The organism is Tsukamurella sp. USMM236, assembly GCF_037148755.1.
In the GTDB taxonomy this organism is placed as follows: Bacteria; Actinomycetota; Actinomycetes; order Mycobacteriales; family Mycobacteriaceae; genus Tsukamurella.
In genome coordinates, this window is record NZ_JBBCSS010000003.1 from 292,522 (window position 1) to 309,108 (window position 16,587).

Sequence of the window (16,587 nt, forward strand, 5' to 3'; positions counted from 1 at the left end):
ACGATGCCCGGATCGCATGCGCAGTCGGAGGATTCCGAAGGGTTCGTCGAGATCAGCCCCTGCGTCGGGGGCCTCGTCCGGACCTGGTCGGACGACGGTGCCACCCGCCTCTGGTCGGTGCCCGACGACGCCTGGCTCCGCGAGGTCCAGGCGACGGGCCGTGTCGGCCGTGTCTCGCGGAAGGAGGGCCGGTACCGCGAGGCGGCGCGGCTGTCCGAGGCCGACGGTGCGCTCCTCGTGCGGCCCCGCGTCCCGCTCCGGGCGGACGACGGGAGCCTCACGATGGAGGCGCAGTCCATCGCCCTCGCCCCGGAGAAGCGGCCCTCCCGCTCGACCTTCGAGGACTTCCGCGAGGTGCTGACCCGGGCGGTCGAGCACTGCGCCGCCACCGACGAGTACCTCGTGGTCGAACGCGGCGCGCGCGACGCGAAGCGCGAGCCCTTCTGCCTCTTCGCGGTGCTCCCGGCGGGCGCCGAGCCCGGCGTCTTCGTCACCGTCGTCGAGACGGCGCCGCCGCCGCGGGACTCCGATCTCTGGGCGCCCTACATCGACGACTGGGACCGGACCGCCACGATCAGCGCACCGTCGAGTCCAGAGACCGTGGCGACCGCCCCGACCGTGATGATCGAGGCGATCAGCCGGTGGGACGCGGATCCGTGGGATCTCGCCTTCACCTTCGGCCGGCGCTGACGCTCAGCCCCGGGCGGCCTCGGCCAGCGCCCGCAGCGTGGGCTCGTCCCGGACTCCGCTGAACAGCACCGTCGTCACCGGGGAATCCCGCCAGAGTGCCAGGCGCTCGGCGATCCGGTCGATCGGCCCGAGCAGGGCGATGGAATCGGCGAGCTCGTCGGGGACGGCGGCGATGGCGCCCACGCGGTCGCCCGCGAGGAACTTCTCCTGCACCGCGACCGCGGCGTCGGCGAAACCGAGCCGCCCGATGAGGTCGAGGTGGAAGTTGGTCGACTTGTGGCCCATGCCTCCGATGTAGAACGCGAGCGGGACCTTCGCCTGGGTGAGCGCGGCATCGAGGTCGTCGGAGACGATCACCGAGACGGTCGCGGCGATCTCGAAGTCCGCGGATCGGCCGGCCAGGGACTCGCCGAAGACCGACTCGACCTGCTGCGGATCGGCGAACAGCGGCAGCCAGCCGTCGGCGATCTCGGTCGACAGCGCGACGTTCTTCGGTCCCTCCGCGCCGAGGAAGATCGGGATCCGCGGCCGCACCGGCAGGGCGATGGACTTGAGTGGCTTGCCCAGTCCGGTGCCGCCCGGCAGCGGCAGCGGGTAGTGCGGGCCCGCGCTGGTCACGGGCTCCTCGCGGGCGATCACCTGGCGCACGATGTCGACGTACTCGCGGGTGCGGGCGAGCGGCTTGGGGAACGGGCTCCCGTACCACCCCTCGGCGACCTGCGGGCCCGAGGCGCCGAGGCCGAGCACCATGCGGCCGCCGGACAGGCCGTCGATCGTCAGGGCGTGCATGGCGGTCGCGGTGGGCGTGCGCGCGGGGATCTGCGCGACGGCGGTGCCGAGCTTGATCCGCTTCGTGCGGGCCCCGTACCAGGCGAGCGTCGAGAAGGCGTCGGAGCCGTAGGCCTCGGCGGTGAAGACGTAGTCGTAGCCGAGCTCGTCGGCGGCGACCACGGCCGCGGTGTGGTCCTCCGGCCCACGGGTCCAGTAGCCGAGGTTGATGCCCAGATTGAGATCGTTGACCATTCCTCGAATCTAGAACAAGTTCTAGGGTTTGGGTTACAGTTCGGTATGGCTTCGCCCACGCAGATCGACAGCACCCTGCCCGCGCGCATCACCGACGAGCTGATCGAGCGCCTCACAGCGCTGGTGGTGGCCGACGGCAGTCGCGAACCGTTCACCATGAGCGAGGTGTTCACGGGCGCGGCCATCGGTGCGCTCCCGCAGTCCACCCCGAGCGACGTGGTCGCGGCCTTCGCCACCGCCCGGGAGGCGCAGCGGCAGTGGGCGCAGCGCTCCCTCGAGGAGCGCCTCGCCGTGTTCCGGCGGCTGCACGAGCTGATCCTCGAGAACAACGAGCTGCTCGTCGACCTCATCCAGAGCGGCACCGGCAAGAACCGGCGGATGGCCTTCGAGGAGTCCTGCGACGTCCCGATGGTGATCAGCCACTACCTCAAGTCCGCGCCCAAGCTGCTCCGCTCCCGCCGCCGCGGCGGACCCGTCCCCGTGGTGAGCAACTCCGTGGAGCTGCACCGGCCCAAGGGCGTCATCGGCGTGATCGCTCCGTGGAACTTCCCGTTCGCGATGGCCCTCTCGGACGCGATCCCCGCCCTCATCGCCGGCAACGGCGTCGTCCTCAAGCCGGACAACAAGACCGCGCTGGCCGCCCTCTACGGCGTCGAGCTGCTGCGGCGCGCCGGCGCGCCGGAGGGACTGTTCCAGGTGGTCTGCGGGCAGGGGCCGGACGTGGGCCCCGCGCTCATCGACGAGTCGGACTTCGTCATGTTCACCGGCTCGTCCGCCACGGGCGTCACCGTCGGCGAGCGGGCCGGGCGCAACCTCATCGGCTGCAGCCTCGAGCTCGGCGGCAAGAACCCGATGATCGTGCTCGACGACGTCGACCTCGACGAGGCCATCCCGTCGGCGATCTTCGCGGTCTTCGCCAACGCCGGCCAGGCGTGCATGCACATCGAGCGGATGTACGTGCACGAGAAGATCTACGACGAGTTCTCCCGTCGGTTCGTCGCCGCCGCGGGTGCCCTCAAGCTGGGCGCCACCTACGACTACGAGCCGGACATGGGCTCGCTCGCCTCGCCCGACCAGCTGCGCCGCGTCTCCGCACACGTCGAGGACGCGCGGGCCAAGGGCGCCACTGTGCTGTGCGGCGGGCGGGAACGCACCGACGTCGGCCCCGCCTTCTACGCGCCGACGATCCTCACCGGCGTCACCCCGGACATGCACCTCGCCTCCGCCGAGACCTTCGGCCCCGTCGTCGCCCTGTTCCGGTACTCGAGCGATGACGAGGCGATCCGCCTCGCCAACGACACCCGCTACGGCCTCAACGCCAGCGTGTGGGGCAAGGACCTGCGCCGCGCGGCGCGGATCGGCGCGCAGCTCGAGGCGGGCAACGTCAACGTCAACGACGGCTTCGCGGCCTCCTTCGCGAGCAAGGGCACCCCGTCGGGCGGCTGGAAGGCGTCGGGCGTCGGCGTGCGCCACGGCGACGCGGGCCTGCTCAAGTACACCGACACCACCAACCTCGCGACGCTCAAGCAGCAGGTGTACAACCCGCGCCCGGGGCAGAGCTACGAGCAGTACGCCCAGCAGACGAAGCAGGTCCTGCGCTGGATGCGCAAGCTGCGCATCCGCTGAGCGGGCCACCGCGACCGCGGACCGGCGGACCGTCCGCGACTACGCTGGCCGGGTGCACGACGGCAGCGCCCCCGACGACGCGGCGATGATCGGCGTCCTCGGACCGGTCGTCGCCGGCGGTCGGCCCGTGCCCGGCGTGCGGGCCCGGCGGCTCCTCGTCGCCCTGGTGCTCGCCGACGGTCGCCCGGTCAGTGCCGACCGTCTCGTCGACGAGGTGTGGGGCGACGCCCCGCCCAAGTCGCCGAACGCCGCGTTGCACACGCAGATCTCGCGCGTCCGTGCGCTCATCCGGCCCGCCGTCCTCGAGGCCGTGGCCGGCGGCTACCGCCTCGACGCGGACTCCGATCTCGCCCGGGCCGAGGCCGCCCTCCGCGATCGGGGCGACGAGGCGCGGGCCCTGCGCCTGTGGCGCGGAACCCCGGCCGGCGACCTCGACGACGGTGGGCCCGCGGACGAGCTCGCGCGGCGCGCGGCCGGCGTCTTCGACCGCCTCGAAGCGCGGCGGGCCGCCGGCGCGCTGGCCGCCGGCGACCTCGACGCGGCGCACGCGATCGCCGAGCGGCGCATCGCCGCCGATCCGCTCGACGAGCCCGCCCGGGTGGTGCTCATGCGGGCGCTCGCCGGATCGGGGCGGACCGCCGAGGCCCTCGCCGCCTACGCGGACCTGCGGCGGACGTCGATCACCGAGCTGGGGACCGAGCCCGGCGACGAGGCGACGCGCCTGCACCGCGAGTTGCTGGCGGGTACGGCGCCGACGTCGTCGAAGCCCGCACGCGCCGCGGCCGTGGGACTTCCGGCCGAGGTGACGCCGCTCATCGGGCGCGCTGCGGAGGTCGCCGAACTGGTGCGCCTGGTCGACGAGGCGCGGGTCGTGACCGTGCTCGGACCGGGCGGGGTGGGGAAGACCCGCATCGCCGAGGCGGTCGGCGCCGCCGTCGCGGACGCCGGCACTCCGGTCTACTACGTGCCCCTCGCCGCGGTCCGCTCCGCGGCGGGCGTGCTGCCCGCGATCTCCCGTGGCCTCGGCCTGGCGGAGTCGGACCTCGGCGCGGACGGTATGCCGCGCAGGGTGATCCGAGATCTGGGCGCCCGTGTTCTGGAGGCGCTGGGGCGGCGCCGCTGCCTCGTCGTCCTGGACAACTGCGAGCAGGTCGTGGACGCCTGCGCCGACGTGGTGGCCGACCTCGTGGCCGGGGCGCCCGGCGTCACGGTGCTCGCGACGAGCCGCTCGCCCCTGCAGATCCGGGCGGAGCGGGTGCACCCGTTGCCCGTCCTGGCGACCCACGGTGCGGGGTCCGCCGCGGTCGAGCTGTTCGCGCAGCGCGCCCGCGCCGTGCGTCCCGACGTGGCGCTGCCGGAGCACGCCGTCGCCGAGCTGTGCCGCCGACTGGACGGCCTCCCGCTGGCGATCGAACTCGCCGCGGCGCGCGTGCGCACCCTGAGCGTGGAGGAGATCACCGACCGGCTGGAACAGCGGTTCGCGCTGCTGCGCTCCGCCGACCGGTCCGCACCCGACCGCCACCGCACGCTGCACGCGGTGATCGAATGGAGCTGGGACCTACTGGAACCCGACGCGCAGCTCGCCCTGCGCCGGCTCTGCCGCTTCCCCGCGGGTTTCGACACCGGGGCCGCGGCCGCGACCACGGGGCTGGATCCGGTCGCGCTCGACGACGCGCTGATCTCGCTGGCGAACCAGTCCCTCGTGCACGTCGCCGAGAGCGGGGGCCGCACCCGCTACCGGATGCTCGAGACGGTCCGCGAGTTCGGCGAGGAGCGGCTCACGGAGGCGCCGCCGTCCGCCGCCGGGACGCCCGAGAGCCGTCTCGTGGACCTCGCCATGTCGTCCTGGGCCGCCGATCTCGCCTCCGCGATGTGGCGCGAATACCGTTCCGTCGGTGGTCATGCGGTGATCGGGCGCCTCGCGGAGGACCTCGAGAACCTGGCGTTCGTGCTCCGCGGGGCCGTAGACGCGCTCGTCGCCGGCGATCGCGACGCGGCGTGGACGGTGATCCGGGTCTTCCCGCTGCTCGCGGGCCTGTGGTCGATGCGGAGCCTGCACGCGCAGGTGCAGGAGATCGGCATCCGGATCGTCCAGGCCCTCCCCGACCCGCGGGAGGAACTGGCCGCGGGGCTCGCCGACGAGGACCGCGAGCTGTGGCAGGCCACGGTACTCGCGGCGTGCGCCGCCCCGGGGGCGGATCCGACGTCGCGGCACGTCGCGCGGGGCCGCACCATGATCCGCCGGCTGCACCGGCCGGAGCGAACGCTGCTCGAGCCGGCCGATTACTTCAGCGCCTTCTTCCTCCAGCGTTCGGTCTACGGCCTCCTCCGGCTCGTGCTGGCCGGGGTGAGCTCGCCCGCGGACGACGTCCGCCTGCACGCGCTGGCGGCGCGGATGAACCTGCGGGAGAACTGCGGTGATCTGGTGGGCGCCCTGGAGGACTCCGCCGCGATCGGCGCGATCGGCGAACCGGGCGACGCGTGGACGGAGGCGATGCTCGCCATGAGCACGGCGAGCATCTTCGGCCAGCAGGCCCGCTGGGAGGAGGCGGAGCGGCGCTACCGCACGGCAACCGAGAAGCTGGCCTCGATCGGGGCCGACGAGGACGCGAAGCAGGCGATGGCGTACCTGGTCGCGAGCCTGTGCTCGCTCGGCCGGATCGACGAGGCGGAGGCGCTGCAACGCACCCTCCAGGGGGCGTGGCTGCCCACGGACCCCGATCCCGACGGCGGGCCCGAGATCGTGGCCGCCATGATGATCGGGGCGGCCGAGCTGGCACGGCTGCGGGGCGCCCCCGACGCGGCCCTGTACCGGCGGGCGGGCGAGCTGCTGGTGCGGCGGATCCCCAACGGCAGCAGGGACCCCGGCGGCGAGATGCTGGTCGCCATCGCGCTGCTCGGGGTCGTGGCGAGCGTGGCGCCGGAGACCGGAGGAGAGCTCGTATCGGCGCTGATCGCCGGCGACGAGGCCATGTTCGGGATCACCGGCTACTGGGACCTGCCCCAGGCGGCGACGATGGCCCTGGCCGTCGGTGCCCACCTGGTGGCGACGGATCCGGCGTCCGAGGAGGCCGCGATCATGGCGGGGCTCGCACGCAGGCTCGGTGCGCGTCAGGACTATCCGGTCATGCACGAGACGATGCAGCGGCTCGCCGACCCGCCGCAGGGCGCCCCGGAGGCGGCGTGGCGCGCTCAGGGCGAACGCATCGCGGGACTGTCCCGGTCCCGAGCGGTCCGGCTCCTGCGCGACACCACCGCCGCGCTCCGCCGGAGGGCGTAGCGCGGCGGTCGGGTGCCGGCGGCTGCTGCGGGCGGTCCCGTCAGCGGGCGTTGCGGATGTAGGCCCGCACGGCGAGCGGCGCGAAGATCGCGATGATCACCAGCGCGCCGACGAGGCTCCACACGACGTGGATGCCCGCGTGGCCGGTGTTGCACAGCTCGCGGATCGCGGAGACGAGGTGGCTGATCGGGTTCACGTTCACGAAGGCCTGCAGCCAGCCCGGCATGGTCTCGACCGGGACGAAGGCGTTGGACAGGAAGGTGAGCGGGAACATGATCATCATCGAGACGCCCTGCACGGCGGTGGCCTTCTGCATGAGGCAGCCCATGAGCGCGAAGATCCACGACACGGCGAAGCTGCAGAACAGGATCAGCGCGGTGGAGGCCAGGACGCCCACCGGATCCGGGCGCCATCCCATCGCGATGCCCACGATGAAGGTGATGACCGTGGCGATGAGGTAGCGCACGACGTCCGCGAGCAGCGCGCCGGCGAGGGGACTGATCCGGGCGATCGGCAGCGACCGGAACCGGTCGAAGACGCCCTTGTTCATGTCCTCGCGGAGCTGGGTGCCCGTGACGATCGACGCGACGATCACGGTCTGCACGAGGATGCCGGGGATGATGACCGGCAGGTAGCTGTGCACGTCGCCGCTGATCGCGCCGCCGAAGATGTACGTGAACATCAGCGTGAAGACGACGGGCTGCAGCACGACGTCGAAGAGCTGCTCCGGGTTGTGCCGGATCTTGAGCACGCCGCGCCAGCCCATCGTGAAGGACTGCCGGACGGTCTCGGCGAGGCCGATGTGGTTAGGAGCCGCGCGGTCCGGTGTGCGGCCGGGGGCGCGGGTGAGGGTGGTGGTCATGACGCCTCCTGGGCGGAATCGGTGGCGGCCGCGTCATCGGGGCGGCCGGTGAGGGTGAGGAAGACCTCGTCGAGGCTGGGCTTGGAGACCGTGATCTCCTCGATGGCGACGCCCTGCTCTCGCAGCGCGATGAGCAGGTCGGGCACCAGGTCGGGGCGGTGCAGCGGGGCGGTCACGCGGGCCGCCTCGGGGCTGAACGCCGCCGTCTCGGTGAGGATCTTCTCGACGGTGCGCGCGACGACCGGCGCGTCGGCGCGGTCGGCCGGGGTGAGCTGCAGCGTCGACGAACCGACCGAGGCCTTGAGCTCGTCGGCCGTGCCGTCGGCGATGACGAGGCCGTGGTCGATCACCGCGATGCGGTCGGCCAGCTGGTCGGCCTCGTCGAGGTACTGCGTGGTGAGCAGCACCGTCGAGCCCTGGGCGACGAGCTCGCGGATGGTGTCCCACATCTGCGAGCGGGTGCGCGGGTCGAGGCCGGTGGTCGGCTCGTCGAGGAACAGCAGCGGCGGGGTGTCGATGAGGCTGGCGGCCAGGTCGAGCCGCCGCCGCATGCCGCCGGAGAACTCCTTGAGCGGGCGGTTCGCCGCGTCCTCCAGGCCGAAGGCGCCGAGCAGCTCCTCGGCGCGCGACCGGGACTCGGCGCGGCTCTTGCCGAGCAGACGGCCGAAGAGCACGAGGTTCTGCCGCGCCGTGAGGTCCTCGTCGACGGAGGCGTACTGGCCGGTGACGCCGATGAGCGAGCGCACCGTGGTGGACTCGGCGACGACGTCGTGCCCGAAGACGCGGGCGCTGCCCGCATCCGGCTTGAGCAGCGTCGCGAGCATGCTGATGGTGGTCGTCTTGCCGGCGCCGTTGGGGCCGAGGACGCCGTAGACGGTGCCGGTGGGCACCTGCAGGTCGACGCCGTTGACCGCGCGGGTCGCACCGAAGTGCTTGACCAGGCCGCGGGCGTCGATCGCGAGGTCGGTGGGGGAGGACGGGCTCTGGCCGGTCCTCATCTGTGTGATCGTCATGGTCATCACGATGCATCGCCCCGCTGTCGTGGGACTGTCGTGGCGCTGACGCGGACCGTCGCCCGCTGTCGCGCCGCTTCTGTCAGGGGTCTGCGCCACAATGACGGGGTGCTGTTCGCCGAGGTCGTCGCCGTGTCCACCGAGGTCGCGGGCACGCGCTCGCGCACCGCGAAGATCGCCGCGCTGGCCTCGATGATCCGCGCCGCCGACGCGGCGGACGTGCGCCCCGTCGTCGCGTGGCTCTCGGGGGAGCTGCTGCAGGGCCGCCTGGGCGCGGGGTGGCGCACCGTCGCGCGGACCGTCGACGGGCTGGCCCCGGCGGCGGAGCCGACGCTGACGGTCGAAGAGGTGACCGCGGCGCTCGACGAGCTGGCCGGCACCTCGGGCGCGGGCTCCGTCGCCCGACGGGACGCCGTCCTCGTCGGCCTGTTCAGACGGGCGACGGCCGCGGAGCAGCGGTTCCTCGTCGGGCTCATCACGGGCGAGCTGCGGCAGGGCGCCCTCGCGGGCGTGGTGACCGACGCGGTCGCTCGCGCCGCCGACGTCCCGCTGGAGACGGTGCGGCGCGCGGCGATGCTCTCCGGCTCGCTGCCGGACACCGCCGCCGCGGCCCTGCGCGGCGGCACCGACGAGCTCGCGGGCTTCGGCCTCGAGGTGCTGCGCGGCGTCTCGCCGATGCTCGCCTCGCCGGCGGAGGGCGTGGACGCCGCGCTGGCGGACCTGGGCACCGACGTGAGCGTCGAGTTCAAGCTCGACGGCGCCCGGATCCAGGTGCACCGCCTCGGCGACGAGGTCCGCGTCTTCACGCGCACGCTGCGCGACATCACCGACGCGGTGCCCGAGATCGTCGCGCTGGCTCGGGAACTGCCCTGCCGGTCCGTCGTGCTCGACGGAGAGTCGCTCGCGCTCACGGATGCGGGTCGGCCGCGGCCCTTCCAGGAGACGATGAGCCGGTTCGGGTCGAGCGAGTCCGGGGAGACGGTGCTGCGCCCGTACTTCTTCGACTGCCTGCACCTCGACGGGCGCGACCTGCTGGACGAGCCGCTGTCGGTCCGCCTCGACGCACTGCAGACGGTGACCGGGGAGCTACGCATCCCCGCGCTGGCCCGGCCCACCCGGGATGAGGCCGTCGCCCACTACCAAGCCGCCCTCGCCGCGGGGCACGAGGGCGTCATGATCAAGGCGCTCACCTCGCCGTACGCTGCGGGCCGCCGGGGCCGCGCGTGGCAGAAGGTCAAGCAGACCCACACCCTGGACCTGGTGGTGCTCGGTGCCGAGTGGGGCTACGGGCGCCGCACGGGGATGCTGTCGAACCTGCACCTCGGCGCCCGCAACCCGGACGGCGGCGATCCGGTGATGGTGGGCAAGACCTTCAAGGGGCTCACCGACGCGCTGCTGCGCTGGCAGACCGACGAGTTCCCGCTGCACGAGCGTGCTCGCGACGGGCACACCGTCTACCTGCGGCCCGAGATCGTCGTCGAGATCGAGCTCGACGGGGTGCAGGTCTCGCGCCGTTACCGCGGCGGCGTCGCCCTGCGCTTCGCCCGCGTGCTGCGCTATCGCCCGGACAAGACCGCCGCCGAGGCGGACACGATCGACGCGGTGCGGGCACTACTGCCCGGGTAGCGGTGCGGTGGCGTCGATCCCGTCCGCGACGAGGGCGCGGCGGAGCACCTTGAACGACGGCGTCCGCGGCAGCTCGGCCACGACCCGCCAGCGGCGCGGGTACTGCCGCGGTCCGAGGTCCGGCTGTGCACGCAGGAACGCGGCGAACTCCGTCGGGTCGAGGTCCGTGCCAGGTACGAGGACGAGTGCCGCCGCCACCTGGTCTCCGACGCGGTCCGGCAACCCGTAGACCGCGGCCTCCGCGACCGCCGGGTGGCGCAGGAGAGCGCGCTCGATGGGGGCGACGCCCAGGTTCTCGCCGCCCACCCGCATCCAGTCGCCGGTGCGGCCGGCGAAGTGGACGTAGCCCGCCTCGTCGACGTACGCGAGATCGCCCGTGCGGTAGACGCCGCGGTCCGAGCGCGCCGCGTCGGCGGCGGGATCGTTGTAGTAGCCGGAGAACCCGCCGGTGCCGGCGGTGTTCACGAGTTCGCCGATCGCCTCGTCGGCGTTGCGGAGCGTGCCGTCCGGGGCGGTCTCGGCACGCGGGCACTCGATGGAGGTGCCGGGCTTCCACACGGCGACGCCGTCGGGCAGCGGGCCGAGTGCGTCGGCCGGGGTGTCCGGGGTGCGGGCGATGGCGACGCCGTTCTCCGACGAGCCGTAGCCGTCCTGGACGTGGCAGCCGAAGCGCCGGGCGAAGGCGGCGACGTCCTCGGCGCGGCCCTCGTTCCCGTACAGGACGCGCAGCGGGTTGTCGGCGTCGTCGGGGCGCTCCTCGGTGGCGAGGATGTAGGAGAGCGGCGTGCCCACGTAGTTCGCGTAGGTGGCGCCGTACCTGCGCACGTCGGTGAGGAAGCCGGACGCCGAGAAGCGTTCGGCCAGGGCGATGGTCGCGCCCGCGGCCACGGCCACCGCCCAGCCCGCGAGGAGCGCGTTGGAATGGAAGAGCGGCATCGCGACGTAGGCGGTGTCGGCGCCGCCCAGCCCGAACCGTTGCGCCAGCATGATTCCCGCGCCGGTGAACTTGCCGTGGGTGGCCTGCACGGCCTTGGGCTCGCCGCTGGTCCCGGAGGTGAAGACGAGGGCGAGCAGGCTGTCGGTGGTCACGCCGGCGGTCGGCAGCGGGGCGTCAGCGTGGGCGTCGAGGAGCGCGGCCCACCGCGGACCGTCGAGATCGATGACCGGGACGCCCGGGTCGAGGCCCTCGAGGAGCCCGGCGTGCCGGCCCTGTGTGAGGACGACGCCGCAGTCGGCGAGCGCGACGTCCCGGGCGAGGGCATCGCCGCGGCGGGTCGGGTTGAGCCCCACCACGACCGCGCCCGACAGTGCCGCCGCGCCGAGGAGCAGCGAGAACTCGGGGACGTTGTCCGCGAGCACGCCGACGTGCTGCGGCGCGCCGTCCGGAAGGAGCTCCCGCAGGACGGACGCGCGGACCGCGGACGCCGCGACGTGCTCCGCCCAGCTCCACGTGCGGTCGCCGGCCCGCAGGCCCGCGCCGGGATCGTCGGCGCGGGCACGGAGCAGGTCGGCGACCGTGGGGAGCGGAGCCGTCATCTCAGGCGCCGAGGAACCGCGCGCACATCTCGCCGATCATGTACGACGGGGCGTTCGTGTTGCCGCCCGTGATCGACGGCATGATCGAGGCGTCCGCGACGCGCAGCCCCTCGACGCCGATGACCTTGAGCTCGGGATCGACGACGGCGCGCTCGTCGGTGCCCATCCGGCAGGTGCCCACCGGGTGGTACACCGAGTGCACGCGATTCGGGAGCTCGCGGCGCAGCGCGGCGTCGTCCGCGTACGCGGCGCCCGGGGTGAACTCCTCGCTGACCATCGGTGCGACCGACGGGTGGCTCATCACCTCGCGGATCATGCCGATGCCCTCCATGAGCACCTCGGTGTCCTGCGGGTCGCTGAGGTAGCCGGGGTCGATCGACGGCTGATCCAACGGGTTCGCGGAGTTCAGGCGCAGCTCGCCGCGGCTCTGCGGGTAGATCAGTGTCGGCAGGATCGTCAGACCCGGCCGCGGATCGACCATGTGCAGCTTGTCGGCGTCCTGGTTCGGCGTCGGGTAGTTCCACGGCAGGCAGTGGATCTGCAGATCCGGGATGTCCTTCGCGTACGAGGTGCGCACGAAGGCGGCGGCGTCGAAGACGGTGTTGGCCATGAAACTCTCGCCGGGGCTGCGCCACTCCTTGGCGAGGCCCTTCGCGAAGTACGGGGGCGTGCCCTTGTGCACTGCATCCTTCATCAGGAAGGTCAGCGGGACGAAGAGGTGATCGTGCAGGTTCTGGCCGACGGGGAGGTCGGCGTGCACGTCGATCCCCTTCTCGCGCAAGTGCGCACCCGGTCCGATGCCGGAGAGCATGAGGATCTGCGGGGTGCCGATGACACCGCCGGAGACGATGACCTCGCGGTTGGCGCGGATCGTGGTGACGGAGTTGCCGTCGAGCACCTCGACGCCGGTGGCGCGTCCGTTCTCGATCACCACCCGCTTGACGTGCGCCCCCACGTGCACGCGCAGGTTCGGTCGCGCTCCGCGGAGGTAGCCGTGTGACGAGCTGAACCGCGTTCCGCCCGATGCGCTCTGCTGGAAGACGCTGACACCCTCCTGCGACGGTCCGTTGTAGTCCTCGATGACCGGCGTGTCCAGCGTGGACGAGAGGGCCTGCATGTAGGACCGGGTGGCCGCGGTGAGGTGGCGCTGGCGGGTGACCTCGATGGGGCCGCCGGTACCGCGCAGGTCGGTGGCTCCGTCCTCCCAGTTCTCGAGTCGCTTGAACGCGGGCAGCACGCCCTCGTAGTCCCAGCCTGTCGCGCCCTCGGCGGCCCACGAGTCGTAGTTCGCGCGGTTGCCGCGGACGAACAGCATGCCGTTGATCGAGCTCGAGCCGCCGAGGATCTTGCCGCGCGTCATCGGGATCCGCCGGTCGTTGGCGAACTTCTGGGGCACCGAGTACTGCTTCCACGCGACCCGGGACTTGAGCTGCGGCACCGTGTGGACCATCGAGATCATGCCCGGTACCTGAGCGAGCCGGGTGTTGTCGTTGCGACCCGCTTCGAGCAGCGCGACGGTGGCGCCGGTGTCGGCCAGCCGGCCCGCCACGACGGAACCCGCGCTGCCCGAGCCGATCACGACGTAGTCGACGGCCTCGTTCGGCGACAGCGGGGTGGTCGCGGTCTTGTACAGCTTGCGGATCATGCGGGGTTCCTTCCGGCGAGGGTCGCGCCGAGGGCGCGGAGATGGGCCGTCGCGCCGCCGAGCGCGAACTCCGCGCGCTTGGCCGCCACGAAGTAGCGATGGGTGGGGTGATCGGTGTCGATGCCGACGCCGCCGTGCACGTGGACGGTGGTGTGCGCCACCCGATGTCCGGCCTCGGCGGCCCAGAACTTGGCGGTGGCGATCTCGGCGGTCGCGTCGAGTCCCTCGGACTCGCGCCAGGCCGCCTCGAGAACGGTGAGGCGGACGGCCTCGACGTCGATGTAGGCGTCGGCGAGCCGCTGCCGGACGGCCTGGAAGCTGCCGATCTGCTTGCCGAACTGCTCGCGGGTGCGGGCGTAGTCGGCGGTCAGTTCGAGTGCCCGCTCGGTGATGCCGGCCTGCAGGGCGCACCAACCGATGATCGCGAGGCGGCGGGCCCGGGCGGGGTCGCCGAGGAGACGGGCCCCGCGCGGGAGCGGCACGGCCGCGGCCTCCACGAGCGCGGCGTCGGAGCCGTTCACCACGTGCTGCCGGGTGATGCTGATGCCCTTGGCGTCCCGGGGCAGCAGGAACAGCGCGGGCCCCTCCGGCGTGGTCGCCTCGATCAGCAGGGTGTCGGCGAAGGCCGCCGACGAGACCGCGGTCTGGGCGCCGTTGAGTCGCCACCCGTCGGGGGAGACGGTCGTCGTGAAGCCGGTGTGGTCGTCGCTGAAGACGAAGGCGACGGTGTCCTCGCCCCGCAGCACCGGGACGAGCCACGTCTCGATCTGCTCGGGCGTGCCGTACTCCGCGAGGATCTCGGCGCCGACGAGGACGGTGTCCAGATACGGGGCGGGGGCGACGGTGCGGCCGAGCTCGGCGAGTACCGCGGCGTGGGCGGTGACGCCGAGGCCGCCGCCGCCGACCGACGTGGGCAGCGCCGCGTCGAGGACGCCGGACCGGGCCAGCGCGGCCCACAGGTCGCGGGACAGGCCCGAATCGCCGGGCTGGGGGTTCTTCTCAGCCCAGTCCTCGACGATCCGGCGAGTGAGCGAGGCGAGGTCGGTCTGTGCCTCGGGAACGGTGAAGTCCATGGGTGCCTCTCCTTTGCTCAGCGGCTCACGGGCAGGTGCAGTCCGGCACCAGCGATAAGGTCGCGCTGGATCTCGTTGGTGCCGCCGCCGAACGTGAGGATCAGCGAACTGCGGTGCAGCCGCTCGATCCGCCCGCGCAGCAGCGTGCCCGGCGACTTGGCGCGGATGATCCCCGCGCTGCCCAGCACCTCCATCAGCAGGCGGTAGCCCTCGGTGGCGTACTCGGTGCCGAAGACCTTGGTGGCGGAGGCGTCGGCGGGGCCGAGCTCGCTGTGGTCGGCGGCCCAGGCGATCTTCCAGTTCCGCAGCTTGAGGTATTGGGCGTGGGCGTACACGCGGGCCAGGTGCGTCTGCACCCACTCGGCGTCGATCACGCGCGAGCCGTCGGCCAGCCTGGTGTTCTGCGCCCAGTGCCGCACCTGCCGCTCCGAGTCGAGCAGGGGCGCCGCGGAGGTTAGGGCCACGCGCTCGTGGTTGAGCTGGTTGGTGATGAGCTTCCAGCCGCCGTGCAGGTCGCCGACGACCGAGGTCACCGGGACCCGGACGTCCTGGTAGTAGGTGGCGGAGGTGCCCGGCCCGGCGACGGTGTGCACCTTCGTCCAGGAGAAGCCCTCGGCGTCGGTGGGCACCACGAGGATCGAGACACCGCGATGGCGCTGCGCCTCGGGATCCGTCCGCGCCGCGAGCCAGATGTAGTCCGCGTACTCGATGAGCGAGGTCCACATCTTCTGGCCGTTGATGACGTAGTCGTCGCCGTCGCGGACCGCGCGCGTGCGCAGCGCCGCGAGGTCGGTGCCCGCCTCCGGCTCGGAGTAGCCGATGGAGAAGTGGGTCTCGCCGGCGGCGATGCCCGGCAGTAGCTCGGCCTTCTGCTCCGCGGTGCCGCCCGCCATGATGGCGGGGCCCACGGTGTTCACCGTGAGGAAGGGGACGGGCACGCCGGCGACGGCGGCCTCGTCGGTGAAGATGAGCTGATCGAGCATGGGCCGGGCCTGCCCGCCGAACTCCTCGGGCCAGCCGATGGCGAGCCAGCCGTCCTTGCCGAGGGTGCGGGTGATCTCCTTGTACACCTCCCCGTCGCCGTACTCGCCGCCCGGCCCGAGCAGGGCCTCGCGGCGCTCGGGCGTCATCAGCTGGGCGAAGTACGCGCGCAGCTCGGCCCGCAGCTCCTGCTGTTCCGGCGCATAGTCGATCCGCATGGCGCCACTGTAGAACAAGTTCTAGAAAAGCGGAACGAAACCGCGCTCTCGGCAGTATTTTCCTTGAAGGAGGGAGCGCGCGCTCCCCGGTGGAACAGGTTCCTACATCGAAGGGTGGCACATGACGCGGGCAGAGACGGAGAGCCTGGACAGCAAGGTCGCGATCGTGACCGGTGCGGGGGCCGGCCTGGGCCGGGCCGAGGCGCTGGCTCTCGCCCGCGGCGGCGCCGCCGTCGTGGTGGGCGATGTCTCGCCCGCGGCCGAGGAGGTCGTCGCGCAGATCCGGTCCGACGGGGGCCGCGCCGAGCTCGTGCTCGGGGACTCCGGCGACCGGGAGACGGCCGATGCGCTGATGGCCGCCGCGGAAGGCCTGGGCGGACTGCACATCGTGGTCAACAACGCCGGCTTCTGCCGGGACAAGATGATCTTCTCGATGACCGACGAGGAGTTCGATTCGGTCGTCCGGGTGCACCTGCGCGGACACTTCCTGCTCTCCCGGAACGCGTCGGCGTATTGGCGCGACGCGGCCAAGGCGTCGGGCGGCGAGGTGTACGGCCGCGTGATCAACACCTCCTCGGAGGCGTTCCTGTTCGGCTCCGTCGGGCAGCCCAACTACGCCGCCGCGAAGGCGGGCATCGCCGCGCTCACCATCGCCACGGCGCGCGGCCTCGGCCGCTACGGCGTCCGCGCCAACGCGATCTGCCCGCGCGCGCGGACCGCCATGACGGAGGGCGTCTTCGGCGACGCCCCCGACGGTGCCGTCGACCCGCTGTCCGTCGACCACGTCGCGCGCTTCGTGCGGTTCCTGGCCGGGCCCGAGGCCGCGAAGGTCAACGGGCAGGTCTTCGTGGTGCACGGCGGGATGGTCGCGCTGATGGCGCCGCCGAGCCTGGAGGCCCGCTTCGACGCCGACGGCGGCCAGTGGGACGACGCCGGGCTCGCCGCCGCCGTCGGCGACTACTTCGCGGACCGCGACGACCGCATGTTCGTCGCAGCACAGCTGGAGGGCTGATC

Annotated in this window: 12 protein-coding genes; 5 read left to right on the forward strand and 7 right to left on the reverse strand. The window is 72.8% G+C overall.

The window, feature by feature from the left end:
- Positions 1–3: 3 nt before the first annotated feature.
- Positions 4–690 (forward strand): hypothetical protein, encoded by a 687-nt coding sequence (locus tag WFK95_RS12490; RefSeq protein WP_224645349.1) that lies wholly within the window; start codon positions 4–6, stop codon positions 688–690.
- 3 nt (positions 691–693) lie between these two features.
- On the opposite strand, the gene WFK95_RS12495 is transcribed toward WFK95_RS12490, so the two are convergent.
- Positions 694–1,713, reverse strand: coding sequence for an LLM class F420-dependent oxidoreductase (locus WFK95_RS12495; RefSeq protein ID WP_224645348.1), 1,020 nt, complete (start codon positions 1,711–1,713; stop codon positions 694–696).
- A gap of 45 nt (positions 1,714–1,758) precedes the next feature.
- Here WFK95_RS12495 and WFK95_RS12500 point away from each other — a divergent pair, with 45 nt between their 5' ends.
- Together WFK95_RS12500 and WFK95_RS12505 are read left to right on the forward strand one after the other, a co-directional pair.
- The gene (locus WFK95_RS12500) at positions 1,759–3,339 is read left to right on the forward strand and encodes a succinic semialdehyde dehydrogenase (protein WP_224645347.1); all 1,581 of its coding nucleotides are present in this window, start codon (positions 1,759–1,761) and stop codon (positions 3,337–3,339) included.
- Positions 3,340–3,391: 52 nt separating this feature from the next.
- Positions 3,392–6,619, forward strand: a complete 3,228-nt coding sequence (locus WFK95_RS12505) for a BTAD domain-containing putative transcriptional regulator (protein WP_336670916.1) — start codon at positions 3,392–3,394, stop codon at positions 6,617–6,619.
- A 40-nt stretch (positions 6,620–6,659) separates the two neighbouring features.
- On the opposite strand, the gene WFK95_RS12510 is transcribed toward WFK95_RS12505, so the two are convergent.
- Positions 6,660–7,481 carry an ABC transporter permease gene (locus WFK95_RS12510; RefSeq protein ID WP_336670917.1) on the reverse strand — a complete coding sequence of 274 codons (822 nt, stop codon included), beginning with the start codon at positions 7,479–7,481 and terminating at the stop codon, positions 6,660–6,662.
- The gene (locus WFK95_RS12515; RefSeq protein ID WP_443081549.1) at positions 7,478–8,500 is read right to left on the reverse strand and encodes an ATP-binding cassette domain-containing protein; all 1,023 of its coding nucleotides are present in this window, start codon (positions 8,498–8,500) and stop codon (positions 7,478–7,480) included. Before WFK95_RS12515 ends, WFK95_RS12510 begins: the two co-directional genes overlap by 4 nt.
- Positions 8,501–8,602: 102 nt before the next feature.
- Here WFK95_RS12515 and WFK95_RS12520 point away from each other — a divergent pair, with 102 nt between their 5' ends.
- A complete protein-coding gene (locus tag WFK95_RS12520) occupies positions 8,603–10,120 on the forward strand; it encodes an ATP-dependent DNA ligase (RefSeq protein WP_336670919.1) in 1,518 nt (505 codons plus the stop codon).
- Here WFK95_RS12520 and WFK95_RS12525 read toward each other — a convergent pair.
- Genes WFK95_RS12525 through WFK95_RS12540 form a run of 4 tightly spaced genes read right to left on the reverse strand, consistent with a single transcriptional unit; the run spans position 10,106 to position 15,573 of the window.
- Positions 10,106–11,656 carry an AMP-binding protein gene (locus tag WFK95_RS12525; RefSeq protein ID WP_336670920.1) on the reverse strand — a complete coding sequence of 517 codons (1,551 nt, stop codon included), beginning with the start codon at positions 11,654–11,656 and terminating at the stop codon, positions 10,106–10,108. The two genes, WFK95_RS12520 and WFK95_RS12525, sit on opposite strands and share 15 nt — an antisense overlap.
- Before the next feature lies 1 nt (position 11,657).
- Positions 11,658–13,301 (reverse strand): GMC family oxidoreductase, encoded by a 1,644-nt coding sequence (locus WFK95_RS12530; protein WP_336670921.1) that lies wholly within the window; start codon positions 13,299–13,301, stop codon positions 11,658–11,660.
- Positions 13,298–14,374: an acyl-CoA dehydrogenase family protein gene (locus tag WFK95_RS12535; RefSeq protein ID WP_336670922.1), complete on the reverse strand. Its 1,077-nt coding sequence runs from the start codon at positions 14,372–14,374 to the stop codon at positions 13,298–13,300. Before WFK95_RS12535 ends, WFK95_RS12530 begins: the two co-directional genes overlap by 4 nt.
- 17 nt (positions 14,375–14,391) lie before the next feature.
- Positions 14,392–15,573, reverse strand: a complete 1,182-nt coding sequence (locus tag WFK95_RS12540) for an acyl-CoA dehydrogenase family protein (protein WP_224645340.1) — start codon at positions 15,571–15,573, stop codon at positions 14,392–14,394.
- Between the two features lie 121 nt (positions 15,574–15,694).
- Between WFK95_RS12540 and WFK95_RS12545 the strand changes: the two genes are divergently transcribed.
- Positions 15,695–16,585, forward strand: a complete 891-nt coding sequence (locus WFK95_RS12545; protein ID WP_336670923.1) for a 3-oxoacyl-ACP reductase — start codon at positions 15,695–15,697, stop codon at positions 16,583–16,585.
- Positions 16,586–16,587 lie beyond the last annotated feature (2 nt).

Coding starts and splice junctions, on each gene's coding strand:
- WFK95_RS12490 (WP_224645349.1), top strand. CDS start 4: ATGCCCGGATCGCATGCGCAGTCGGAGGATTCCGAAGGGTTCGTCGAG.
- WFK95_RS12495 (WP_224645348.1), bottom strand. CDS start 1,713: ATGGTCAACGATCTCAATCTGGGCATCAACCTCGGCTACTGGACCCGT.
- WFK95_RS12500 (WP_224645347.1), top strand. CDS start 1,759: ATGGCTTCGCCCACGCAGATCGACAGCACCCTGCCCGCGCGCATCACC.
- WFK95_RS12510 (WP_336670917.1), bottom strand. CDS start 7,481: ATGACCACCACCCTCACCCGCGCCCCCGGCCGCACACCGGACCGCGCG.
- WFK95_RS12515 (WP_443081549.1), bottom strand. CDS start 8,500: ATGACCATGACGATCACACAGATGAGGACCGGCCAGAGCCCGTCCTCC.
- WFK95_RS12525 (WP_336670920.1), bottom strand. CDS start 11,656: ATGACGGCTCCGCTCCCCACGGTCGCCGACCTGCTCCGTGCCCGCGCC.
- WFK95_RS12530 (WP_336670921.1), bottom strand. CDS start 13,301: ATGATCCGCAAGCTGTACAAGACCGCGACCACCCCGCTGTCGCCGAAC.
- WFK95_RS12535 (WP_336670922.1), bottom strand. CDS start 14,374: ATGGACTTCACCGTTCCCGAGGCACAGACCGACCTCGCCTCGCTCACT.
- WFK95_RS12540 (WP_224645340.1), bottom strand. CDS start 15,573: ATGCGGATCGACTATGCGCCGGAACAGCAGGAGCTGCGGGCCGAGCTG.
- WFK95_RS12545 (WP_336670923.1), top strand. CDS start 15,695: ATGACGCGGGCAGAGACGGAGAGCCTGGACAGCAAGGTCGCGATCGTG.